We start from the raw sequence: 22400 nt of genomic DNA on the forward strand, positions 1-22400 counted from the left end.
ATCATGGCTAAACAAGATAAAACACATACTGTTTCCCCTTATTTCACATTCCTTCTATTACACTCCCTACAAATCGGAGTAGGTGTGTTAGGATACCAAAGGATTATTGCGCAATTTGCCGGTTATGATTCTTGGATTTCCCTTATTGTTGCGGGCATTGCTACTCATATCGTATTATTTTGCATGCTTAAAATGTTAGAAAAAGATAATGATTTAATGAATATTCATACGACATGTTTCGGAAAATGGATTGGAACATTTTTTTCTGTATGTTTTGCTGCATATCTTCTATTGTTTTGTCTTACCGTTCTTCGTACATATATTGAAGTTATTCAAGTTTGGGTCTTTCCTACAATTAAGCCGTGGAAATTAACGTTATTATTTTTACTTGTGGCTTATTACGTAATTAGAGGCGGCTTTCGCTCTGTAACAGGAATATGTTTTTGGGGCGTTATCATACCGATTTTCGTCCTATTTTTCTTAGTTTTCCCAATGAAATATGCACATGTCCGTAACATTTTCCCAATTCTAACTCATTCACCTTTAGACATTTTAACTGCAGCGAAAGCATCTGCATTAGAGTTTCTCGGGTTTGAAGCGATCCTTATTTTTTATCCATTTATAAAAAAAGAAAAATCGATAAATAAATGGGCACATGGTGGTATTGCTTTTACAACGATTCTATACGTAATACTAGCCATCGTTTCCCTTATGTACTATAGCCAAGGGCAACTACATCATACAATTTGGCCAACATTAACGATGCTAAAAATCATAAAGGTTCCTTTCATCCAAAGGTTTGAGTACATCATTATTTTCCTATGGTATCTTATCATTTTACCTAATCTTTGTTTAACCATTTGGTCTTCTTGTTGCATTAGTAAAAAATCGTTTCACATACCGTTTAAAATCACACTACCATTATTTATCGCAACCATATTTATTTCATCCTTATTTTTCACAAACCGTGAAAGTATCAATACATTAAATACGGTGCTATCTCAAGCTGGTTTATATATTGTATACGCCTATATCCCAATTTTATTTCTATTTCATTCACTACGATGGCGTTTCAAAAATCAGTCGAAAAAATCTTCAACCGATACACCATAATCTCTGATACAATTTGATTAATACATTTGTAAAGGGGACAAGCGTATGAAGAAATATGTATTTTCTTTACTTGCAGTACTGAGTTTAATTCTTGCTGGTTGCGGAGCTACTAGTACAAACGAAAAAAAATCATCTGAATCAAAAGAAGAGCATGACCACGCATCGCATACTCAGCAAGCTGACATTCAAGAAAAAACAAAAGGAGTCGACACACTCCCTACCTTCCTAGACAAGCTTGATCCACAAATGAAAGATATCTACACTGTCGCTGGGCAAAATGCAGAGCTATTAGATTGGATTCCATGTTACTGCGGTTGCGGTGAAAGTGTAGGACATAAAAATAATAAAAATTGCTTTATTCGTGAAATTAAAAAGAATGGTGAAGTTGTTTGGGATTCCCACGCAACGACTTGTGTCAATTGCCTAGAAATAGCGGTTGAATCTGCTTCCATGAAACAAAAAGGAAAATCAACGCTGGAAATTCGCAACTATATCGACAATAAATACAAAGAGGGCTATGGCAAGCCAACACCTACGCCAATGCCAAAAGCTTAAAAACGAGGAAATACCTCGTTTTTTCTTTTCATTCACTTTTTTTCTTAACAAATTCTTTCAAGTGTATTTCTCCTTACTTGTCACACACTATATATAACTCCTCAGTAAGGAGGGTACACAATGCAAACATATAACGACTATGATAAAGCTCTCTATTACACGTATTGCTGTAATTGGGATAAATTACTCGTTCTTATGGTTCAAACGAACGATCAATTATTTTCTAAGCGTATTGAACACTTTTTACACGCTTATCAATACAGTAAAGAACTGCCAGAAGTTGATAAACAATTGCAGCTCCTATTTCAATATATTGACCATGCATCCCAAAAGTCACATATAGATGAAGTAGAGCAAATTCAAATGTAAAATATAGCGCTATTCTCTTTATGAGAATAGCGCTTTTTTAAAATGTTTATATCAATAAAAGTTTCCCCTTATAAAACTTTTATTGATAAACATATTTTTTCTTTCTTTTCTGTACCACTTCATACTATAATTTAGTATGTAACTATTATAAGAGAGGTATAAAATATGGGACGAGAAAAAAAGCAAGAATATGCCTTACTTACCGCATGGGGAGCTTCTTTTATCGCTACACTAGGAAGTCTTTATTTTTCCGAAATCATGAAATTTGAGCCTTGTGTACTTTGTTGGTATCAACGTATTTTTATGTATCCATTCGTTTTATGGCTTGGTATCGCTGTAGCAAAAAAAGATTATCGCATCGCAAGTTATTCTTTACCAATTGCAAGTATTGGTGCTTGTATTTCTTTATATCACTATGCAATTCAAAAAGTCCCAGCATTTTCAGCAGCTGGAGCAGCTTGCGGCCGTGTACCCTGCACCGGAGAATTTATAAACTGGTTTGGTTTTATTACAATCCCGTTTTTAGCACTTATCGGCTTTATTACAATCGCTGTATGTAGTTTTATTGTAATAAAAAACAAATAAGGAGATGAAACAATGAAAAAAATGCTTATATTTGGTGGTATTATTATCGCCCTGTTTGCAGCCATTTTCGCTGTCACACAAATGGAAGAAAAAAATGCTACTAGCCAAAAAATTGATAATGCTACTGATAGTAAAACAAATGGCCCTGACTACTATACAAATAAAATCTCTCTTTCAGATCTTCAAAAGAATTTAAAAGAGAAAAAAGAAGAAACAGTATACTTTTATCAAACATCTTGCGTTCATTGTCAAAAGCTATCTCCTGTCGTAGTACCAATGGCTAAAGACTTGAACGTTGATATGAAAGTTATGGATATTGAAAAAATAGATGCTCCTTGGGATGACTATAAAATTAAAGGAACTCCAACAATCATTCACTTTAAAGATGGCAAAGAAGTAAGCCGTATTAGTGGTGAACAACCGAAAGACAAATTACAAGAATGGCTTGAGCAAACAAAAAAATAACGAGAAAAGGAAACTCCTTCTACACATGAAATGGGCGTAAAATCCCAAACTAATGTATAAGGAGGGGGTTTTATGCCAGAAGTAAAATGCTCTGTTTCCAATTGCTCATTTTGGGGACAAGGTAACTTTTGTCAAGCAAGTGCAATCGTTGTTCAACCAGATGCACAAGAAACTGGTTCGAATACAAACGATTCATATACAAGCTCGGTTTTAACAAACGAGACGCTAGAAAGTTCTGTAACAACGAGTGTAGAAACTTGTTGTCATACATTTAAGCCAAAATATTAAACAAAAAAAGCATACGATTAACCGTATGCTTTTTTACATTCCCCTCCAAAAATCATGCATCATAAAAAAGTACAAAATAACGAGAACAACTGTCCCACATAAGGTAATGCGCCGATATATACTCTTCTCTCCTTCTCTTGCTTTCACAAATGCCCAAATAAATCCGAAGAACAATATTAAATCAACATATGGAACATAAAAAGAAAAGACGAGAAACGCATACAAATACACGATAAATAAACAGGTCGTTACTAAGAAAATTTTAAAAGCAAACTCACTTTTCATAATGTAACCGCCCCCTATCTGTACTGTATTATATTCAGCAAAATACAATAGTTGCAGTTAAACTCGAAGTAGAAATAAGCTACCGTCCTATAATACGGTAGCCATTACGGAATATTATATTTCCGTTTATATATATTACTTAAAGTCGAAGGAGGAATTTGCTCATAACGAATTTTTTCTCCTGTTTCATCCATAATATACAAATTGTTTCCTATATAATATATTCCATCTTTTCGTTTTGAATACACTGTATATCTTTCGTTTGGCAATACCGTTTTCACTTTTGTTAACTGCCCATTTGGTTCTTGCCAATATATATCGGCGCGGTCTACTAACGTAAGTATGCCAATTTGGTCTTTTTCTATTTTACGACCATTCCAGCTTACAACGCGGTAACCAAGCTTATTCGCTTCATATTCAGGACTCGTATGAAAACGAGAAATGATTACTTTTGTTTGTAATTGGACTCGGTCATATAACCACTGTATATCCCTGTCATGCATGCGAATACAGCCATTCGATTCTCGGCTTCCAATCGTCCATTCCCGATTTGTTCCATGAATTGCATATTCATTCTTATCTAGTCCAAGCCATCTCGTACCAAGAGGATTATTTTGTGCACCCCCAGCTATTTTTTTTCGATGGTATTCTTTATTTTTAAATTTAGTTATAATACAAAAATTACCTTCAGGCGTGGGTGTGCGGTCTCTTCCAGTTGTTACGGGGAATGTTTTTGTATAATTTCCATTTTCAAAAAAAGATAATTGGTTTGTCGTAAGATTCACTAATATTAAATGATCTGTATCAGCAAAAGCACTAACCGGTAGGATGAAAAATAATAGTATGACGAAACATAATTTTTTCATCTATATCCCTCCCCTAGCGCTCACTATAATAAGTGGAATTAACTTTACTTTGCTCTTATCAATGAAAACTATCCATTTACAATAACGCCTCCATTTACATGTATCATTTGCCCGGTAACATAGGATGAATCCCCAGACGCTAAGTATACGTATGCTGGCGCTAATTCATATGGTTGACCAGGTCTTTGCATCGGAACATTGCTCCCGAACTGAGAAACTTTCTTCTCATCAAAACTCGATGGGATAAGTGGTGTCCAAATTGGTCCAGGCGCAACACCATTTACACGAATCCCTTTTTGCACTAATGATTGAGAAAGTGATCTTGTAAAAGCTACGATTGCTCCTTTCGTTGCAGAATAATCAATTAACGTTTCATTTCCTTCATATGCAACGATAGATGCCGTATTTATAATGACATCCCCTTGCTTTAAATGAGAAAGTGCTGCTTTCGTAACGTGAAAATAAGAAAAAATATTAATACGAAACGTCTTCTCTAGCTGTTCTGCTGTAATATACTCTAATCCTTGCTGCGGATATTGCTGCGCAACATTATTTACTAAAACATGTAAACTGCCTAGCTGCCGAACAGTCTCTTCTACAATATCTTTACAATGTTGTTCATTACTGAGATCACCTGGTAACAGCACACACTTTACACCTTCTTGTTCTACACGTTGCTTCGTCTCATTGGCATCTTCTTCCTCATTTAAATACGCAATCGCGATATTTGCCCCCTCTTTTGCAAAAGCGATGGAAACAGCTCTTCCAATCCCACTGTCTCCTCCTGTAATTAATATATTTTTTCCTTTTAACTTTTCACTTCCTTTATAATTTGGATCTTCAAACTGCGGAAGTGGATTCATTAATGATTCAATACCAGGTTGTTTATTTTGATGTTGCGCAGGCATTGTTACAAAGTTTTTTTGCTGTGGCATAGCTTCTTTCAACTCCTTTTCCTTATAATGCGCACAATAAAAACTGAAATTCACACATCGGTTTACGATTAATATTCGAATTTAAGACACAAAATATGAATTGTTATAAACTTTTTATGCAAAACTATTGCAAAATAGTTAAAAAACGAATATTATATATAACTGTTGTGAAAATTATTCGTAAACAGAAAGGATGTTTATATGTTTAACCTTTCAAAACATAAAACTTCTATTAAAACTGAAATTATGGCAGGTATTATTACCTTCTTAACAATGGCATATATCATTGTCGTAAACCCTGTCATCCTTGGGGATGCGGGAGTTCCATTTGAACAAGCATTTACAGCAACAATTATTGCTGCTGTTGTCGGAACATTATTTATGGCGATCTTTACAAACTTACCAATTGCAATTGCACCAGGTATGGGATTAAATGCTTACTTCTCTTACTCTGTTGTAAAAGCTCATGAAGGCATGACTTTCGCAATTGCATTCTCTGCTGTATTCGTAGCAGGTATGATTTTAATTTTGTTATCATTTACATCTTTCCGTACAAAATTAATGGAAGTAATTCCTGAAAACTTAAAACATGCACTGACTGCTGGTATCGGTCTTTTTATTGCCTTTATCGGTTTACGTTTAACAGGTATCGTTACAAAAAATGATGCAAACTTAGTTGGACTTGGTGATCTTCACTCTGCTCCAGTACTACTAGCATTAGCTGGACTTGGAATTACAATTGTTCTTATGTCTTTAAATGTAAATGGCGCACTATTTATCGGCATGCTATTAACTGGTATTATTGCTTACTTCACAGGACAATTAACATTCTCAAACGGCGTTACATCAATGCCTGGATTACCAGAAGGAATCATCGTTTCAAATCCAATTACTGCTGTATCTGATGTAATTAACTACGGATTATACGGCGTTGTATTTTCATTCTTCCTTGTTACATTATTCGATACAACAGGTACATTACTTGGCGTAGCTCAGCAAGGTGGATTTATGAAAGATGGAAAGCTTCCAAAAGCTGGACGAGCTCTTCTATCTGACTCATTCTCAGCAACAATTGGTTCTATGTTCGGAACAACACCATCAACAGCTTACATCGAATCATCTGCTGGTGTTGCAGCTGGTGGTCGTACTGGTTTAACAACTGTTACAGTAGCTGTTCTATTCGCACTAGCAGCATTCTTCGGACCATTAGTAAGTGCCGTTTCTGGTGTATCAGCTATTACCGCACCATCATTAATTATCGTTGGTAGTCTTATGATGGGTTCAGTTCGCCACATCGATTGGGACGCATTTGATGAAGCATTCCCAGCATTCTTAGTAATCTTAAGCATGCCACTTACATCAAGTATCTCAACGGGTATCGCACTTGGATTTATTTCATACCCACTTATGAAAATGGCAAAAGGACAATTCCGTGCTGTTCACCCGCTTGTGTATTTATTCGGAATCTTGTTCGCCTATCAATTAGTCTTCTTACCACATTAAAATCCCTCATAAAGAGGGATTTTTTTATACATAAAAAATAGAGCATCGAAATTCGATGCTCTATTTTCCTTTTGCAACAATCACACGAACTACTTTGTAAAAGACCGTTCACTATCGCTGCAATCCCTAAAGAGACCGCTATCATCAGCTCTCCCATTCCGTTATTCAATACAAACATAACAGAAGAAATGACCGCCAAAATAAACAATATTAACGTTGGTATATATTTAATAACAGGCTTCTTATATGATTTTTTTGAAAGAAGAAACGTAATTACTAATGTCATAATGATCACAAAATATACTGCAAATAAGAAAATCATAAGAAAGCCTCCACTATTCCTAAAGATAAAAGAAGTTAAAAATTATTAATAGTTTTCATTTACCTGTATTTCTTTACTATACTTTTGAATGAAAACTGATGAAATAACCATTGTCATCCCTACACTAAAACCAATAAGCTGATCTAATAGTATTTCATCATGAATGAACCAGCGCAGTAAAAATACGCCACCCAAAATAAACATCATAGTAAATCCAGTATGTCGAAGCCCTTTATATACATTTTCCATATGTATCACCTCTTCACACACTTTTATCCATATTATACCATATCACTGAACGTGTATAACCGGCATTCGACATTCAAACCAATAATAAAAAAGGCTGCTGAGAAATTCTTCTCCGCAGCCTCATACTTATTTTTGTAAAAACGACTGTAAATCTGCAAACTGTCTTTTTGCATCTTCATAGCCTTGCTCATATAAATTTTGTAGTTTTGCCGTATCTTTTTCCATACGATCTACTTGAAGTTGTACTTCTGGACGGATAACAAATAAGTTCCCAGCTTGCTCTTCTTTTTCAATGTAGTGAAGTGTTTCATTATACACTTCATAACGATTCAACATCGTGTTAACAAGGTTCGGATATTTTTTATAAGCTTTTCCTGCAATCCATCCAAACTTTGATTTTTTCTTAGCATAACCATGATTTCTCGTTAAAATAACGACTGATTTTTTAAATCCATCTTCTTGCGCTTTACGAACTGGAATCGGATCAGAAATTCCTCCATCTAATAACTGCTTACCACGGTAATTTACTACAGGTGCAATGAAAGGTAATGAACTAGATGCTTGTAATAAATTTAGTGCATCATCATTTGTTCCTTCTTTTTCAAAATAAACAGACTGTCCTGTTTCACAATCTGTTGTTCCTACAAGGAAACGCTCTGGACTATTAAAGTATGTTTCAAAATCAAACGGCACATGCTTTTCTGGAATTTCATGAAAAATGAACTCCATATCGAATAACTGGCGTTTTCTCCATAAGTTTTTATACGATAAATATTGCGGATGTGATGCATAATCAATATTTACTGTTTTATTTCTATTTCTTTGTCTGGAAAGATACGACGCTGCATGACAAGCACCAGCTGATACACCGATTACATATGGAAAATATAAATCTTGTTCCATAAAATATTCTAATATCCCGCCCGTATATACACCACGCATACCGCCGCCTTCTAATACTAATCCCGTATTTTCAAGCATGTTATTCTCTCCTCTTTATATATTGACTCTTTAATTATTCACCATGTTAAGTATCTGTTTCTATTATATATGAGTTCTTTTAGAAATTATATTCAAAAGGCTTGAAATGAAGGAGTTTTTTCTTCCAATTATATTTCCAAATGTTCGGAGACATCCTTTATAAACCTTTGAATAAAATCTTGCTCCTCTTTCGTATATCTATCTAACAATAACAGCCACTTTTCTTCAGCTTGTTTATGCAATTTTTCATGAGCTTTATATATTTCATTTCCACTTTCCGTTAAGCGAAAAAAAATTTCTTTTTGATTATCTAATATTTGCATCTTCTCAACGAATTGCTTTTGAAACAACTTTGTACAAATTTTAGAGATCGCCCCCTTTGTCATTCCCATTTCTGTTGTAATAGCAGTTACATTCATCAGAGCATTTTTTCCGATACACTCGATAACATGTAATTCAGATAAAGACATACCACTTATACCCGTCTCACGAAGAAACTTCTCATTTTGCCCTTTCAAATGTTCTTCTTTTTTATGCAAAAGTGTAAGAATGTCCGAAAGTATTTCCATTTGTTTCATTGTACGTTCCAATCCGTTCGCCCCCTAAGTTTCCAAAGAAACAATTTAACTATATACCATTTTAAAATCTTTTTTTCATATTTACAAGTGATAAAATCATGTTAAAATAAATTTAGTTTCCAAGGAAACTAAATAACAAGGAGGTTAACATAATGAAAAAATCCAAACTAAATTTCATTTTATATGTTGTCTGTATTAGTGCCTTACTCGGTTCCTTTGCTCAAAATATTTACACACCTATCTTGCCCATGATTCAAGGTTCTTTTCACACTTCTCTTTATCTTGTAAATTTAACAGTTTCCCTTTTCACATTTGTTCTTGCGATTATGCAGCTCATATATGGACCTTTAATTGATTCAAAAGGAAGAAAATCTGTCCTTATTCCTAGTTTAATCATTAGCACAATCGGTTCAATCGGATGTACTTTTTCAGCGAACGTTTATTTATTTCTATTTTTTAGAGCTGTTCAAGCTATAGGAATAGCAGCTATACCTGTAGTCGCAGCAACGATTATTGGCGATTTATTTGAAGGAAAAGAACGAGGAGAAGCAATGAGCCTTTATCAAATGTTACTTGCTCTCGCACCAGCGATTGGCCCTCTCATTGGTGGTTATCTCGGCAGTATAAATGGTCACGTATCCGTATTTCTCTTTTTATCTATACTTGGCATTCTTTTATTAATTATAAACATTTCACTACTTCCAGAAACAAAACCAACTGTAATTAGGCAACCGCACTCAAAAAAAAATTACTGGTTTATCTTAAAAAACAAAACTGGATTTTCCATTACTCTTATTGGCTTTATTCAATTTTGTATTTACTTTTGTTTCCTCGTTTTTTTACCGAACATTTTAACAAATTTATTTCACTTAACTGCAAGTGAAATTGGTCTTATGTTTGTACCGATGTCCCTTTCTATTATGTTAGGAAGTTATTGCTTCAAGCTTTTGCAAAAGCATCTCACAACAAAGCAAGCTTTATTCATTACTAGTTTCTTCAATATTATATGTGTCACTTTATTCTCTTTCACATATAACATCAATATCCCATTCGTCATTATCGTTACATCTTTGTACGGTTTTAGTATGGGGCTTTCTATGCCAACTCACACTACTTTATTAACAGAAGAATTCGTACAAGAACGTGCAACTGCTATCGGTATATACAACTTTATTCGCTATCTCGGCATGGGTACAGGGCCACTTGTAGGTGGATTGCTTTTATTTAATCAAAGTTACTTTTGGATTTTCTTCCTAGGTGCAATTATGTTTCTACTCATAATCTTATATGCGATGAAAGTATTACGCTTCTCTACCCCACAAAAAGCAAAATAGAGACCTGCAGACAGTCTCTATTTTAAGCTCTTTGATCCGCAACGATATGAATATCAATATACTTCGTTTGCCTCATAATTTCATTTACAATTGAACCTTTTCGAATTTCTTCCCACCTTGTTCTTGCTGATTGTCCGAGTAAAATTTGCGTTACTTGTAGTTTTTTCGCGACTTCAATAATAACATCCGCCGGCTTTCTACCGTTTGCTTCTTCTAATACAAAACTTGCATCAAATTGATTCGTTAGCGACTTCCACTCTTCAATTGTTTGCTTTTTCCCCGCTGAAAGAGAATCTATATTTTCCCTTTCAACATTTAATACATACAATTCAGCGTTTAGCCGATCAGCCATGCGCCATCCCCGTCTTATTAATTTTTCCGCTGTTGAACTGTATTGTACACAAACGAGAATTTTTTCTTTCACGCCAATCGGTTCTATAACGGTTTGGCTAATTTTCTCGTCCATATCATCTGCCACTTCACGAAGCGATAATTCTCTGAGTGCCCCTAAATTATTGAGCGTAAAGAAATTTTGTAAGCTTTGCTCTATTTTTTCTTCTTTATATATCTTCCCATCTATTAATCTCTTCCTTAATACTTCCGGCGTTGCATCAACGAGCTGAATTTCATTTGCTTTTTGTAAAATGAAATCTGGAATACGTTCTCGCACTTTGACATTTGTAATTTGGGCTACAATGTCATGTACGCTTTCTAAATGTTGAATATTAAACGCTGATAAGACGGATATACCGGCATCTAGCAATTCCTGTACATCCATATAACGTTTCTTATTTTTAGAGCCAGGAATATTACTATGCGCAAGTTCATCCACAACAACGACTTGCGGTGCACGTTTTATAATTCCTTCCACGTCGAGTTCATAAAATACTTTCCCTTTATAATCTATTTCTTTTAAAGGAACTTTTTCTAAATCAGCAATTGCTTCTTCTGTCTCTTTTCTTCCATGCGTTTCAATTAAACCAATTACAATATCCGTACCGTCTTTTTTCATCTCTCTTGCATCAAAGAGCATTTTATAACTTTTCCCTACTCCTGGAGCCGCTCCTACATATAGCTTTAACTTCCCGCGGTTTTGTTGGCGAATATATTCTAAATACTCTTCTGGTGTTCGCCTTTGAAAAGTGGGCTTATAGTCATCCGCATACAAAACACTCACAACCTTTCTTCCGAAACAACGCTACCTCAATCCGTTAGATTGAGGTAGCACTGTTACTATTTCAGTAGTTTCTGTAATTCTAAATTTAACTTTAAAACGTTCACGCGATCTTCTCCAAATAAACCAAGTGCTGCACCTTCTATTTGATCTTTAATCAACTGATTTAGCGTTTCTTTCGGGATATTCGTTAATTTCGAGATACGCTCCACCTGTACAGAAGCTGCCTGTGGACTAATGTCAGGATCTAGCCCTGAACCTGAATTTGTCACTAAATCGAGCGGCACTTCTGTAACTGGAACAGCCCCGTTTTGTTTTTTCCACTCCTCAATACTTTTCTCTACTCGTTTCGCTAAATCTGGATCAGAGGGCGCATAGTTATTAGACCCAGATCCTTCTGCTTTATATTCAATACTAGAAACACGCCCCTGAAAATAACGTGGATCTGTGAAATTTTGACCAATTAATTTAGAACCAATTACTTCATTTTTATCATTATATATTAGACTTCCATCCGCATTATCCTTCATTACTGCTTGTGCAATACCGGTAACAATAAGCGGGTATACAAGGCCGCACAACACTAAAAATGTAAAAGTAATACGGATGATTGTTGATAGTATACTTTGTTTCTTCTCCATCTTTTTCCCCTCTCCCTTATATAAACAAGCCGACAATTATATCGATTACTTTAATTCCAATGAACGGTACAATAACCCCGCCAAGCCCATAAATAAGTAGGTTTCGGCCCAGTAGTGCATTCGAACTCATCGGTTTATATGCGATACCTTTCATCGCTAATGGAATGAGTAATGGAATAATAACAGCGTTAAATATTAATGCTGATAAAATCGCTGACAGTGGTGATGTTAATTTCATAATGTTTAATGCTTCCATTTGCGGAATCGCAAGTGTAAACATCGCTGGAATGATGGCGAAATATTTTGCAATATCGTTCGCAATACTAAACGTCGTTAACGCACCACGCGTCATTAATAATTGCTTACCAATTCCTACAACCTCAATAATTTTTGTCGGGTTCGAATCTAAATCAATCATATTCGCTGCTTCTTTCGCAGCTGTCGTCCCACTATTCATCGCTAATCCAACATCGGCCTGCGCTAGTGCCGGAGCATCATTTGTTCCATCACCTGTCATCGCTACAAGTTTCCCTTTATCTTGCTCTGCTTTAATAACCGCAATTTTATCTTCTGGTTTACACTCAGCAACAAATTCATCTACCCCTGCTTCTTTTGCAATGGTTGCTGCTGTTAATGGGTTATCACCCGTACACATAACCGTTTTAATCCCCATTTGACGCAATTGTTCAAAACGTTCACGCATACCTGGCTTTACTGTATCCTTTAAATAAATTAAACCGTAAACACGATTATCCACTGCAACGATAAGGGGTGTTCCGCCCTCTTTGGAAATGGAATCTGCTTTTTGATTTACATCTTTCGGAATCGTTCCGCCTTGTGACCTAACCCATTCAATAACGGCACCAACAGCACCTTTTCTCACTTTCGTTCCGTCCTGTAAATCGACACCACTCATTCTCGTTTCTGCTTTAAATGGAACAAATTCACCTTGTTCTGCAAGTGCTCTATCATATGATAGAGATTTCGTTTTTACATATTCGATAACAGATCGACCTTCTGGTGTTTCATCTAAAACAGAACTAATCGCAGCCCATTTTCCTACTTGCTCAATCGTTTCATTTCCTACAGGTAATAACGTATGAGCCATCCGGTTCCCGAAAGTAATCGTACCTGTTTTATCTAAAATAATTGTATTAATATCGCCCGCAGCTTCCACTGCTTTCCCGGACATCGCTAATACGTTAAACTTTGTCACACGGTCCATCCCGGCAATACCAATTGCTGATAATAATCCACCAATCGTCGTCGGAATTAAGCAAACTAACAACGCTACAAGTACAGCTGTATCAATTTGAAACCCTAAATAATTTGTAAAAATCGGCAACGTCACAACAACGATTAAGAAAATAAGAGTTAAACTTGTTAATACTGTATTTAAAGCAATCTCATTCGGCGTTTTTTGACGTGCAGCCCCTTCTACTAAAGAAATCATTTTATCAATAAAGGATTCACCAGGATTACTTGTAATGACAATCGTAATTTCATCACTGACGACCATCGTACCACCTGTTACGGAGCAAAAGTCACCACCCGCTTCTTTTATTACAGGAGCAGATTCCCCTGTAATCGCAGATTCATCAACAGACGCTAATCCTTTTATAACTTCCCCATCACTTGGAATCATTTCTCCTTGTTTTACAATAACAACGTCACCTTTTCTCAGATCAGTTGCTGAAACTTGAACAATGTCTCCATTTTCTTTTACAACATTTGCAAACACATCTTTCTTCGATTGTTTTAAAGAATCGGCTTGCGCTTTCCCCCGTCCTTCCGCTAACGCTTCTGCAAAGTTAGCAAATAAAACTGTAAACAAGAGAATGAGAGAAACTGTTATATTAAACCATCCTGGTACACTACTAGAATGACTTGGAAGAAAAGATAAAATGAACGTAATGATAAATCCAATTTCTACAACAAACATAATCGGATTCTTTATCATGACTTTCGGATTCAATTTCGCAAAGGATTGCTTCATCGCGTGTTTCACGATATCACGATCCATCGTTTTCGCTTGTCTAACTTCATCTTCTACAGCATGTATTTGTGACTCATTTACTCTTTTTTCTTTTACTACTACCGGTCTCATCATTTACCCTCCATTACTTCAATGTAAGAAATTCTGCAATTGGGCCAAGTACTAACATCGGGAAAAATGTTAACGCACCGACAATTACAATCGTTCCGATAAAAATACCACCAAATAAACTATTGTCCGTACGGAATGTCCCGACTGTTTCTGGTACTACCGTCTTTTCTTTCAATGAAGCTGCAACAGCTAGCATCGTAATTAAACTGAAATAGCGGCCTAAAAACATAACTAAACCAGTTGTAATATTCCAAAACGGTGTATTATCCGCTAATCCTTCAAATCCAGATCCATTATTCGCAGCTGACGATGTATATTCATATACCACTTGCGTCAAACCGTGGAAACCGGAATGAGAAATAGCATCCGTTCCTAAATTTGTTGAAAGAGCTAATGCTGAAAATCCTAAAATAAGCAGTGGATGAAATAGTATTGTTACCGCAATTAATTTCATCTCCTTCCCTTCAATTTTCTTACCTAAAAACTCTGGTGTCCGTCCAACCATCAATCCAGATATAAAGACCGCGATAATCGCATACATAATAATGTTCACAAAGCCTGCTCCAACGCCGCCGTATACTGTATTTAACATCATATTTACGAGTGGTACTAACCCGCCAATTGGTGTTAACGTATCATGCATCGTATTAACAGCACCTGTTTCGGCAGCTGTCGTTACTGTCGCATAAAGGGACGAAAATACTGTTCCAAATCGTACTTCTTTTCCCTCCGTACTGCCTTGTACATGCTGGATACCCATTTGATTCAATACTGGATTTCCATGTAATTCAGATGTCGTAATCGTTATAAACCCAAGTAAAAAGACCATGAACAATGATACGAAAAGGATACGTCCTTGCTTTTTATTGCCTACCATTCGTCCGTACGTAAATGGAAGTGCTGTTGGCAGTAACATCATAAGCATCATTTGCAAAATATTACTCATTTGCCCTGGGTTTTCAAATGGGTGTGTAGAGTTTGCTCCGAAAAACCCACCACCGTTATTTCCAAGTTCTTTAATGGACACGAATGATGCAACAGGCCCACGTAATATACTCTGCTTTGCGCCTTCAATTGTATGTGCTGTAACCGCCCCATCTAACGTTTGTGGTACACCAAGTGCGACAAAGACTAGTGCCGCAATAAATGCGATAGGAAGAAATACTCTCGTTAAAGCTCTCGTAAAATCAACGAAAAAGTTACCGAGCTCTTTTCCAGCAAGCCCTCTTATAAACGCCATTACAAGTGCTAACGTCGTTGCCGGTGCTGCAAACATTAAAAATGTAATTCCGATCAATTGTGATAAATAAGATAAACCATTTTCACCGCTATAATGCTGTAAGTTTGTATCAGCCATAAAACTAATTGCTGTATTAAAAGCGAGTGTAGGCTCCATTCCTTCAATGTGTGCTGGATTTAATGGCAATACTCCTTGTAGCCTGAAAATGAAATATACGACAACAATCATAAATCCATTTAATAAAACTAATGACAATGCGTACTGTTTCCACGTCTGATTGTATTCTTTTACACCCGTAATTTTAAAAATAAGTTTTTCAAAAGGCCCGAATACTTTATCTAGCTTTTTACTCCCTTGAAAGGCTTTCTCTAAATAAATTCCCGTTGGCTTCGCCACAAGAATAAACAACAGCATTGTAATAACAACTGCGATCCAGATCATAATGAATGATTCCCCCTAATTAAAACTTTTCCGGATTTAATAATGCATACACTAAGTACACCGTAATTGCTCCAACAATAACCGATAAGGCAATCGTCATGATTGCTTCCCTTCTTTCACAACTTTATCTGACCAACTCGCAAGACTTGCCATCGATGCAACTAACACAACAAAGATCCCGATCATCACAACATCTAACATAGCTATCCCTCTTTTCTGTAAAAATTTACCATTAACTAATCGAAAAAAGAACACTAAGCTCTACTTAGTGTTCGAAATGAACAACACAAAGTAAACCTCCTCTCTAAACGCTTACGAGGTTAGCTGTCGGATTCGGGCCTAAAGAGTAGCCCTACTTTCAAAACTGAAAGATTCACCCCAAGTGACGATGCACAAAATTGGTTCCCCCGCTCCATTTCTGGAACTCAGCGATTTTAGGTTTTTTTGGAAATTTTATGAATGATTTATGAGAGTAAATATACTCCTCTATATTTCACTTGTAAAGAGGCAAATTACTGAAAATAAGAAAATATCCATCTATTTAAACGCTTACATTGAGTGTTATTAATATTCTTTCATCTGTTTTCTCGTCTTTTCTTTCTTTTTCATAGAAATAACCTTTTAAATACGAAATAAAAAGAGCGAATGACATGAAGTGCATAGCTTGTTGCACTTCGCATTCGCTCTTTTTCCACTCACTATTTATTCCCCTCGTAAAAAAGCACGTAAATTTCTCCCGCGAATATAAAGTGAAACTTTAATCAGTGGGGGTTTTCTTCATCCCCCACTGATTATTAGTTGAACCAATCGGACTTTTATGGGCAGTTGATCCCCATCTAACTTCTTTGCTTTCGCTGAATTTTGAGGTGGGGGTCTTACTGCCCATTAAAGCGGGATAAACTTGTGACAATTCTGCATGTAGTTGCTCATATTCGATAACATCTGTTTTTAAATATAAGGCGTCTTTTGATGGCAATATAATATAGGGCCTTGGAAAAATAGGATCGAGCACCACCAATTCTTGAACTCGCTCTACCGATACCGCCCAACGATTCGCTATATCTCCTAATAACAACACTTTCATCTTCTTTTCCCCCGCCCTATTCAAAAAATAAAAAAGAAATATTATCACAATTCGTAAACACGACAAATGTAGCTCCCATTGTTTCATAGAGCCTCGCTGGATATCGTTTATTCCTTGTAACAACAGTAATGGGTGCTTGAAAAGAAAAACGAATGTGTTCTGTGAAGAAGCTAACGATTGGAAGCTCATCACCTAGTAAAATCACCTTTTTAATACACTCACAAATACTAGTAAAATCCTGCTCCTGACTACAACTATACGTCCAATCAAATCCACAATCCCTAACTTCAGCCGCTATTTCTTCATTTGCTGTAAAAATAATTAACTCATGTTGAAATGCTACTAAATCTCTTAAACTATTTACCTTACTTTCTTCTCCAACACAAATAAGTGTTAGTTCCATGTACCTCATCCTCCTTAGCATAAAAGAAATCAAACATAGATTGATATTCCCCTATACTAATCAGATCGATGAAGTGATGTATCCATCATGGCACCGTCCTCTCTCAAGACGCTTACGAAGTTAGCTGTCGGATTCGGACTTTGAGAGTAGCCCTACTTTCAAAATTGAAAGATTCACCCCTAGTGACACTGCACAAATTGGTTCCTCCGCTCCTTATATTTGGACTCAGCGTATTACAAAAAATGTATTCTGGCTGATATATTACTCCTGTATTTGGAAAAAGTAAACAGAAAAAAAGCCAGTTAACAAACTGGCTTCTCATGTCTTTATACACGTGTATTATTCATCTTATACGCAAAATGATTCGTCGGTCCATGACCACTTCCAATATTCAATGGCTCTTCAATTGCTATACTAATAAATCGTTTTGCTTCTTGAACTGCCTCTTCAATGGAGTAGCCTTTCGCAAGTCCTGCAGTAACCGCTGAAGCAAATGTACACCCACTTCCGTGCGTTTGCTTTGAAGGAATTCGTTCACTTCTAAATTCGATAAATTGCTCACCATCAAAGAGTAAGTCAATTACTTCATTACCTTGATATTCTGCATGTCCACCCTTCATAAGCACGTATTTCGCACCTAATTCATGCAGTACTTTCGCAGCTTCCTTACTATCTTCAACATTATGAATCTCCATCCCAGTTAACACTTCTGCTTCAGGAACATTCGGTGTTACAACCGTTGCTACTGGTAATAAATATTCTTTTAATGCTTGTACTGCTTCTTGTTGTAATAATGATGCACCGCCCTTAGCAATCATAACAGGGTCTAGCACAATATTATTCCAGCCAAATTTATTAATATGTTCTGCTACAATTTGAATAATTTCGCTGCTAAATAACATTCCTAGTTTCAAAGCATCTGGTGTTAAATCCGTACCAATTGAATTCAACTGTTCCGTAATACCTTCTAACGGAACTGGATATACCCCTTGAACGCCAAGCGTGTTTTGAGCAGTAATTGCCGTAATAGCCGTCATCCCGTACACACCAAGCTCTTGGAATGTTTTTAAATCTGCTTGAATACCGGCACCGCCGCCGCTATCAGACCCTGCAATTGTTAAAGCTTTATTTATTTTCATCCCACTCATCCTTTTCTATCCAAAATAGCGATGATAAATCGTTTTTGCTTCGCTTATATCTTTCGTTCCATGTACAAGTACACGACCATCTTTAAAAGCAACTAATCTCTTTTCTTCCACAGAAAATGATAATAAATATGGATTTACATTTAAATCATTCACACGATCATTCAGCAGCTCTTTATATCGTTCAAAATCCATTTCCTCTTTATGAGGTGGTCTAATTTGAACTGTATTTCTCCCGCATAAAACTGCTGTTTTCGATGTGTTTTCTTTATTTAAATACGGGTATATCGCATTCTCTCCACACGAAGGACAATTATGCTTACGAAGCTTTTGCACATTCATACATGAATATTCATTCTTCCATACATCAAACGACACAAGTCCATCTCGAAGTGATTCGTAATCTTCCACTAACAATTTAAGAGCTTCCGTTACTTGATGAGAAACGACGAGAGATACAGCAGGAGATATAATGCCCGCTGTATCACATGTCGCTCCGCCAAGTGGAATCGATTGTAATAAACAAGATAAACATGGCGTTTTACTAGGAAGAATTGTGTAAGAAAGGCCGTAGCTCCCTACACATGCTCCATAAATCCATGGAATAGAATGTTTTTGCGCTATATCATTCACAATAAAACGCGTTTCAAAATTATCAGTTGCGTCAATAATTACATGAACGTTTGTAACGAGTTCTTCTAATTCCTCAGCTGTTACATCTTGAACGAGAGCTTCTATTCTTACTTCACGATTGATCTCTTCTAGACGTTTTTTTGCCGCTACAGCCTTCGGAAGATTATTTTCTACATCACTCTCTGCATACAATTGCTGCCTTTGTAAATTACTCCAATCGACATAATCCCGGTCAACAATCGTTACTGTGCCAACACCAGCTCTTACAAACATCTCTGCATTTGCACTACCTAATGCACCTGCACCGATAATGAGTACATGCTTTTCTCTTATCTTTCGTTGCCCCTCTTCTCCAATTGGAGAGAATAATTCTTGGCGAGAATATCGATTATTCAACTACGCTCATTCCTTCTAAAGGACTACTTGCTGTTGCACAACGTTTACGTGCAATACGACCTGCTTCAAAGCCAATTCGCCCTGCCTCGATACCTAATTTCATTGCGTATGCCATCTTAATTGGATCTTTTGCTCCCGACACAGCCGTATTTAATAACACACCATCCGCTCCTAATTCCATCGCAAATGCCGCATCAGCTGGACTACCAATACCAGCGTCAACGATAACTGGTACTGTCGCTTGTTCAATAATGAAGCTTAAATTTAACGGATTCACAATACCAAGCCCTGAACCGATTGGTGATGCCCCTGGCATAATTGCATGCACACCTAGTTCTTGTAATTTACGTGCTAATACAACATCATCAGATGTATACGGAAGAACGATAAACCCTTCTTCTAGTAACATTTCAGATGCCTTTAACGTTTCTACTGGATCAGGTAATAACGTTCTATCATCACCAATAACTTCTACTTTGATCATGTCGCAAAGCCCCGAAGCTTTTGCTAACTTTGCAATACGAACCGCTTCTTCAGCATTTTTTGCTCCAGCTGTATTTGGTAATAACTTATATTTTTTCACATCAAGTTTCTCTAATAAATTTGGCTGCTTTGCATCAAATATATCCATACGACGTACTGCGAACGTTAAAACCTCCGCCTCAGATACATCAATTGCCTTTTGCTGCACATCAAAATCAGGGAATTTTCCTGTTCCTAATAAAAGTCTAGAATGAAATGAAAATGGTCCAATGTTTAACATAATCAACCGCCTCCTACGAAAGTTACAATCTCAATTTGGTCTCCATCAAAAACAGATGTATCTGTATGATCATCTTTTTGTAAAATATCTTTATTACGCTCTACTACAACAATTCTGTTTTCTAACTCTAAGTGTGTAAGTAGCTCTGCAACTGTTTTTACACTCTCTGGCACTTCAATTTGATTACCATTAATTTTCAAATTCAAACTTCCAGCCCCTTTCTAAACTGTTTTAGAAAGCAATGAATCTAGCAAGTGATTCTCCTGCTTTCCTTCTATTAAATCCGCCATATACTGACCAGAAACAGGACTTAATAAAATACCGTTTCGATAATGCCCAGTACAAGCATATAAACCTTTTATCTCTTCATGCTCTCCCATATAAGGAGCTTCGTGATTTGATTGTGGCCTTAACCCTGCCCATGTGCTTTCCCACTCTGCTTCTTTTAAAGCTGGTAATATCGTATACGCGCGCTCTAATATAGAAGTAATACTTTCCGGTTGCACAGTTTTATTAAACGTATGAGGCTTCATCGTTGCTCCAATTACGTAACGTCCGCCGCGCTTTGGTGCAATGTAAAATCTTTCTTGGAAAATAGGAGCCTTTAAAAGTTGGTTTCTACTTCTTACCGCTACCACTTCTCCTTTAACTGGATATGTACCCCATTCGTGGTGAAAATGACGCAGTAACTTCGTGCTCCATGAACCACCCGCAATAACAACTTTTTCACATGTGATACTACCTTCGCTCGTCACAATCCCGGTCACTTTATTATTTTCAATACGAATATCAAACACTTCTGTCTGTTCATATATATCAGCACCCGAAAATGATGCAGAATGTGCGAATGCTTTCGTAAGCTCCGGTGCAATAACATGACCATCTTTCGGATAATATACAGCACCTATAATTGACTCAGAAAGAAATGGTTCTTTCTCTCGTAAACGATCTCCCGTTAGAAAATAAGAATCTTCACCAGTTTTCTGCTGCCAATCCATAATGTGAAGAATTCTTTCCTTCTCCTCTTCATTTTGGGCAATGCGATAAATGCCTTTCTCTTCATACCCAATATCGATGCCTGTTTTTTCACGTAAAACTTCTGCAAGTTGTGGAAATATAGCACGGCTTTCTTTTGCAAGTTCAAATAGTGGGTCATATGCATCCCATTCTGCCTGAACCCCAAGTAAACCAGCGGCTGCTTTCGAGGCTTCAGATGCAATTCTTTGCTTCTCTATAATCGCTACTTTATGTCCTCTTTCTGCTAGAAAATGTGCAACTGAACTACCAATTACACCACCGCCAATTATCGCTACATCATACTTCTTACACATGTTTTTCCGCCCACTTTCTTATTGATTCCTTATAAGATTTCGCTTTGTTATACGGGTTACTACTACTTATAATTCCAGACATAACAGCAATACCACTGACGCCATTAGTAAGAACATCCCTGGTGTTTTCTGTGGTAATTCCGCCAATTGCTGTAATCGGTATGGATAAACACTTTGCAATGTCTGAAATCTCTTCAAGCCCTCTCGCTGGCACACCTTTTTTACAATCTGTCGGAAATACATGACCATAGACGAGTGAATCCGCTCCATTCTTAAATGCATCGATCGCCTCTTCTAAAGAATGCACAGAATAACCGACATGCAAATAAGAAAACTTTTCTTTCACTGACCTTACATTTGCGCTTCGATATCCTAGCTGTACGCGCGGAATATTTAATAAAATAGCAATATCAATTCGATCATTTATCACTATTTTTGATGCCGGAAAGCCTTTCTTCAAAAGGCCTTCCACACCTTCATACAATTCCTTCGTACTTTTCTCACGCTCACGAATATGCAAATAATCAATCTCACTTTCAATTTGCATCGCTACATTCACTAACTCTTCGAATGACATGTGACCATTTGAGATTACATGAAGCTCATTTTTCATA

At 36.5% G+C, this 22400-nt stretch carries 27 protein-coding genes, 2 pseudogenes and 2 riboswitches; of the genes and pseudogenes, 8 read left to right on the top strand and 21 right to left on the bottom strand.

What is annotated here, in order from left to right; translation table 11 throughout:
- The first annotated feature begins 3 nt into the window (after positions 1 to 3).
- From MR115_RS19945 to MR115_RS19970, 6 genes are all read left to right on the top strand, one after another.
- Positions 4 to 1113 carry a GerAB/ArcD/ProY family transporter gene (locus tag MR115_RS19945; protein ID WP_242242515.1) on the top strand — a complete coding sequence of 370 codons (1110 nt, stop codon included), beginning with the start codon at positions 4 to 6 and terminating at the stop codon, positions 1111 to 1113.
- A gap of 45 nt (positions 1114 to 1158) precedes the next feature.
- Positions 1159 to 1668: a PCYCGC domain-containing protein gene (locus MR115_RS19950; protein ID WP_000761019.1), complete on the top strand. Its 510-nt coding sequence runs from the start codon at positions 1159 to 1161 to the stop codon at positions 1666 to 1668.
- A gap of 120 nt (positions 1669 to 1788) precedes the next feature.
- Positions 1789 to 2037, top strand: coding sequence for a YhdB family protein (locus MR115_RS19955; protein ID WP_048526289.1), 249 nt, complete (start codon positions 1789 to 1791; stop codon positions 2035 to 2037).
- A 165-nt stretch (positions 2038 to 2202) separates the two neighbouring features.
- Complete coding sequence (locus MR115_RS19960) at positions 2203 to 2622, top strand: disulfide formation protein C (protein WP_000532264.1); 420 nt, start codon at positions 2203 to 2205, stop codon at positions 2620 to 2622.
- 12 nt (positions 2623 to 2634) lie between these two features.
- Entirely contained in the window at positions 2635 to 3087 is a 453-nt protein-coding gene (locus MR115_RS19965; protein WP_097818492.1) for a thioredoxin family protein, read from the top strand.
- Positions 3088 to 3159: 72 nt separating this feature from the next.
- Positions 3160 to 3375, top strand: coding sequence for a DUF1540 domain-containing protein (locus MR115_RS19970; protein WP_242242518.1), 216 nt, complete (start codon positions 3160 to 3162; stop codon positions 3373 to 3375).
- 33 nt (positions 3376 to 3408) lie between these two features.
- Here MR115_RS19970 and MR115_RS19975 read toward each other — a convergent pair whose 3' ends face one another.
- The 3 genes from MR115_RS19975 to MR115_RS19985 all read right to left on the bottom strand — a co-directional run bounded on the left by MR115_RS19975 (position 3409) and on the right by MR115_RS19985 (position 5461).
- Positions 3409 to 3660, bottom strand: a complete 252-nt coding sequence (locus MR115_RS19975; protein WP_000834191.1) for a hypothetical protein — start codon at positions 3658 to 3660, stop codon at positions 3409 to 3411.
- 104 nt (positions 3661 to 3764) lie between these two features.
- Positions 3765 to 4526: a L,D-transpeptidase gene (locus MR115_RS19980; protein ID WP_242242519.1), complete on the bottom strand. Its 762-nt coding sequence runs from the start codon at positions 4524 to 4526 to the stop codon at positions 3765 to 3767.
- Positions 4527 to 4594: 68 nt separating this feature from the next.
- Complete coding sequence (locus MR115_RS19985) at positions 4595 to 5461, bottom strand: SDR family oxidoreductase (protein ID WP_242242523.1); 867 nt, start codon at positions 5459 to 5461, stop codon at positions 4595 to 4597.
- 201 nt (positions 5462 to 5662) lie between these two features.
- Here MR115_RS19985 and MR115_RS19990 point away from each other — a divergent pair, with 201 nt between their 5' ends.
- Positions 5663 to 6964: an NCS2 family permease gene (locus MR115_RS19990; protein ID WP_061679163.1), complete on the top strand. Its 1302-nt coding sequence runs from the start codon at positions 5663 to 5665 to the stop codon at positions 6962 to 6964.
- Between the two features lie 60 nt (positions 6965 to 7024).
- Here the strand turns inward: MR115_RS19990 and MR115_RS19995 are convergent.
- The 4 genes and pseudogenes from MR115_RS19995 to MR115_RS20010 all read right to left on the bottom strand — a co-directional run bounded on the left by MR115_RS19995 (position 7025) and on the right by MR115_RS20010 (position 9094).
- Positions 7025 to 7286 (bottom strand): annotated as a pseudogene (locus MR115_RS19995) (sugar ABC transporter ATPase).
- A gap of 45 nt (positions 7287 to 7331) precedes the next feature.
- Positions 7332 to 7535, bottom strand: a complete 204-nt coding sequence (locus MR115_RS20000) for a hypothetical protein (protein WP_242242525.1) — start codon at positions 7533 to 7535, stop codon at positions 7332 to 7334.
- A gap of 126 nt (positions 7536 to 7661) precedes the next feature.
- Positions 7662 to 8516: a patatin-like phospholipase family protein gene (locus MR115_RS20005; RefSeq protein ID WP_061679166.1), complete on the bottom strand. Its 855-nt coding sequence runs from the start codon at positions 8514 to 8516 to the stop codon at positions 7662 to 7664.
- 128 nt (positions 8517 to 8644) lie between these two features.
- The gene (locus MR115_RS20010; RefSeq protein ID WP_375337817.1) at positions 8645 to 9094 is read right to left on the bottom strand and encodes a MarR family transcriptional regulator; all 450 of its coding nucleotides are present in this window, start codon (positions 9092 to 9094) and stop codon (positions 8645 to 8647) included.
- Positions 9095 to 9246: 152 nt separating this feature from the next.
- Here MR115_RS20010 and MR115_RS20015 point away from each other — a divergent pair, with 152 nt between their 5' ends.
- The gene (locus MR115_RS20015) at positions 9247 to 10428 is read left to right on the top strand and encodes an MFS transporter (RefSeq protein WP_242242528.1); all 1182 of its coding nucleotides are present in this window, start codon (positions 9247 to 9249) and stop codon (positions 10426 to 10428) included.
- Positions 10429 to 10450: 22 nt separating this feature from the next.
- Here MR115_RS20015 and kdpDN read toward each other — a convergent pair whose 3' ends face one another.
- From kdpDN to tenI, 14 genes and pseudogenes are all read right to left on the bottom strand, one after another.
- Positions 10451 to 11605, bottom strand: coding sequence for a KdpD-like non-kinase potassium sensor (kdpDN, locus tag MR115_RS20020; RefSeq protein WP_242242530.1), 1155 nt, complete (start codon positions 11603 to 11605; stop codon positions 10451 to 10453).
- A 56-nt stretch (positions 11606 to 11661) separates the two neighbouring features.
- Positions 11662 to 12243, bottom strand: a complete 582-nt coding sequence (gene kdpC, locus MR115_RS20025) for a K(+)-transporting ATPase subunit C (RefSeq protein ID WP_242242531.1) — start codon at positions 12241 to 12243, stop codon at positions 11662 to 11664.
- 16 nt (positions 12244 to 12259) lie between these two features.
- Complete coding sequence (gene kdpB / locus MR115_RS20030) at positions 12260 to 14350, bottom strand: potassium-transporting ATPase subunit KdpB (protein ID WP_242242533.1); 2091 nt, start codon at positions 14348 to 14350, stop codon at positions 12260 to 12262.
- A 13-nt stretch (positions 14351 to 14363) separates the two neighbouring features.
- Entirely contained in the window at positions 14364 to 16031 is a 1668-nt protein-coding gene (kdpA, locus tag MR115_RS20035; RefSeq protein WP_242242534.1) for a potassium-transporting ATPase subunit KdpA, read from the bottom strand.
- 19 nt (positions 16032 to 16050) lie between these two features.
- Positions 16051 to 16131, bottom strand: coding sequence for a K(+)-transporting ATPase subunit F (kdpF, locus tag MR115_RS20040; protein WP_000150657.1), 81 nt, complete (start codon positions 16129 to 16131; stop codon positions 16051 to 16053).
- A complete protein-coding gene (locus tag MR115_RS20045; protein ID WP_000887889.1) occupies positions 16128 to 16232 on the bottom strand; it encodes a SipW-dependent-type signal peptide-containing protein in 105 nt (34 codons plus the stop codon). The genes kdpF and MR115_RS20045 overlap by 4 nt, the downstream gene beginning before the upstream one ends.
- Before the next feature lie 94 nt (positions 16233 to 16326).
- Positions 16327 to 16472: riboswitch (cyclic di-AMP (ydaO/yuaA leader) on the bottom strand.
- A 454-nt stretch (positions 16473 to 16926) separates the two neighbouring features.
- A pseudogene (locus MR115_RS20050) lies at positions 16927 to 17115 on the bottom strand (hypothetical protein); the annotation flags it as partial.
- Positions 17116 to 17131: 16 nt separating this feature from the next.
- Entirely contained in the window at positions 17132 to 17518 is a 387-nt protein-coding gene (locus tag MR115_RS20055; protein ID WP_142332022.1) for a hypothetical protein, read from the bottom strand.
- Between the two features lie 93 nt (positions 17519 to 17611).
- Positions 17612 to 17759: riboswitch (cyclic di-AMP (ydaO/yuaA leader) on the bottom strand.
- A gap of 85 nt (positions 17760 to 17844) precedes the next feature.
- On the bottom strand, positions 17845 to 18666 hold the full coding sequence (gene thiD / locus MR115_RS20060; RefSeq protein ID WP_242242536.1) for a bifunctional hydroxymethylpyrimidine kinase/phosphomethylpyrimidine kinase: 822 nt from the start codon (positions 18664 to 18666) through the stop codon (positions 17845 to 17847).
- 6 nt (positions 18667 to 18672) lie between these two features.
- On the bottom strand, positions 18673 to 19692 hold the full coding sequence (locus MR115_RS20065; protein ID WP_061679175.1) for a thiazole biosynthesis adenylyltransferase ThiF: 1020 nt from the start codon (positions 19690 to 19692) through the stop codon (positions 18673 to 18675).
- On the bottom strand, positions 19685 to 20455 hold the full coding sequence (gene thiG / locus MR115_RS20070; protein ID WP_063263448.1) for a thiazole synthase: 771 nt from the start codon (positions 20453 to 20455) through the stop codon (positions 19685 to 19687). Before thiG ends, MR115_RS20065 begins: the two co-directional genes overlap by 8 nt.
- 2 nt (positions 20456 to 20457) lie before the next feature.
- Positions 20458 to 20661, bottom strand: a complete 204-nt coding sequence (gene thiS / locus MR115_RS20075) for a sulfur carrier protein ThiS (RefSeq protein WP_001049508.1) — start codon at positions 20659 to 20661, stop codon at positions 20458 to 20460.
- A gap of 15 nt (positions 20662 to 20676) precedes the next feature.
- Positions 20677 to 21786 carry a glycine oxidase ThiO gene (thiO, locus tag MR115_RS20080; RefSeq protein ID WP_242242538.1) on the bottom strand — a complete coding sequence of 370 codons (1110 nt, stop codon included), beginning with the start codon at positions 21784 to 21786 and terminating at the stop codon, positions 20677 to 20679.
- Positions 21779 to 22399 carry a thiazole tautomerase TenI gene (gene tenI, locus MR115_RS20085; protein WP_242242540.1) on the bottom strand — a complete coding sequence of 207 codons (621 nt, stop codon included), beginning with the start codon at positions 22397 to 22399 and terminating at the stop codon, positions 21779 to 21781. Before tenI ends, thiO begins: the two co-directional genes overlap by 8 nt.
- Position 22400 lies beyond the last annotated feature (1 nt).

The organism is Bacillus cereus group sp. BfR-BA-01309 (assembly GCF_022664315.1).
Lineage (GTDB): Bacteria > Bacillota > Bacilli > Bacillales > Bacillaceae_G > Bacillus_A > Bacillus_A mobilis.

Excerpts from the sequence above, each read along its gene's own strand:
- MR115_RS19945 (WP_242242515.1), top strand. The coding sequence starts at position 4 with ATGGCTAAACAAGATAAAACACATACTGTTTCCCCTTATTTCACATTC.
- MR115_RS19950 (WP_000761019.1), top strand. The coding sequence starts at position 1,159 with ATGAAGAAATATGTATTTTCTTTACTTGCAGTACTGAGTTTAATTCTT.
- MR115_RS19955 (WP_048526289.1), top strand. The coding sequence starts at position 1,789 with ATGCAAACATATAACGACTATGATAAAGCTCTCTATTACACGTATTGC.
- MR115_RS19960 (WP_000532264.1), top strand. The coding sequence starts at position 2,203 with ATGGGACGAGAAAAAAAGCAAGAATATGCCTTACTTACCGCATGGGGA.
- MR115_RS19965 (WP_097818492.1), top strand. The coding sequence starts at position 2,635 with ATGAAAAAAATGCTTATATTTGGTGGTATTATTATCGCCCTGTTTGCA.
- MR115_RS19970 (WP_242242518.1), top strand. The coding sequence starts at position 3,160 with ATGCCAGAAGTAAAATGCTCTGTTTCCAATTGCTCATTTTGGGGACAA.
- MR115_RS19975 (WP_000834191.1), bottom strand. The coding sequence starts at position 3,660 with ATGAAAAGTGAGTTTGCTTTTAAAATTTTCTTAGTAACGACCTGTTTA.
- MR115_RS19980 (WP_242242519.1), bottom strand. The coding sequence starts at position 4,526 with ATGAAAAAATTATGTTTCGTCATACTATTATTTTTCATCCTACCGGTT.
- MR115_RS19985 (WP_242242523.1), bottom strand. The coding sequence starts at position 5,461 with ATGCCACAGCAAAAAAACTTTGTAACAATGCCTGCGCAACATCAAAAT.
- MR115_RS19990 (WP_061679163.1), top strand. The coding sequence starts at position 5,663 with ATGTTTAACCTTTCAAAACATAAAACTTCTATTAAAACTGAAATTATG.
- MR115_RS20000 (WP_242242525.1), bottom strand. The coding sequence starts at position 7,535 with ATGGAAAATGTATATAAAGGGCTTCGACATACTGGATTTACTATGATG.
- MR115_RS20005 (WP_061679166.1), bottom strand. The coding sequence starts at position 8,516 with ATGCTTGAAAATACGGGATTAGTATTAGAAGGCGGCGGTATGCGTGGT.
- MR115_RS20010 (WP_375337817.1), bottom strand. The coding sequence starts at position 9,094 with ATGAAACAAATGGAAATACTTTCGGACATTCTTACACTTTTGCATAAA.
- MR115_RS20015 (WP_242242528.1), top strand. The coding sequence starts at position 9,247 with ATGAAAAAATCCAAACTAAATTTCATTTTATATGTTGTCTGTATTAGT.
- kdpC (WP_242242531.1), bottom strand. The coding sequence starts at position 12,243 with ATGGAGAAGAAACAAAGTATACTATCAACAATCATCCGTATTACTTTT.
- kdpB (WP_242242533.1), bottom strand. The coding sequence starts at position 14,350 with ATGAGACCGGTAGTAGTAAAAGAAAAAAGAGTAAATGAGTCACAAATA.
- kdpA (WP_242242534.1), bottom strand. The coding sequence starts at position 16,031 with ATGATCTGGATCGCAGTTGTTATTACAATGCTGTTGTTTATTCTTGTG.
- kdpF (WP_000150657.1), bottom strand. The coding sequence starts at position 16,131 with ATGACGATTGCCTTATCGGTTATTGTTGGAGCAATTACGGTGTACTTA.
- MR115_RS20045 (WP_000887889.1), bottom strand. The coding sequence starts at position 16,232 with ATGTTAGATGTTGTGATGATCGGGATCTTTGTTGTGTTAGTTGCATCG.
- MR115_RS20055 (WP_142332022.1), bottom strand. The coding sequence starts at position 17,518 with ATGGAACTAACACTTATTTGTGTTGGAGAAGAAAGTAAGGTAAATAGT.
- thiD (WP_242242536.1), bottom strand. The coding sequence starts at position 18,666 with ATGAGTGGGATGAAAATAAATAAAGCTTTAACAATTGCAGGGTCTGAT.
- thiG (WP_063263448.1), bottom strand. The coding sequence starts at position 20,455 with ATGTTAAACATTGGACCATTTTCATTTCATTCTAGACTTTTATTAGGA.
- thiO (WP_242242538.1), bottom strand. The coding sequence starts at position 21,786 with ATGTGTAAGAAGTATGATGTAGCGATAATTGGCGGTGGTGTAATTGGT.
- tenI (WP_242242540.1), bottom strand. The coding sequence starts at position 22,399 with ATGAAAAATGAGCTTCATGTAATCTCAAATGGTCACATGTCATTCGAA.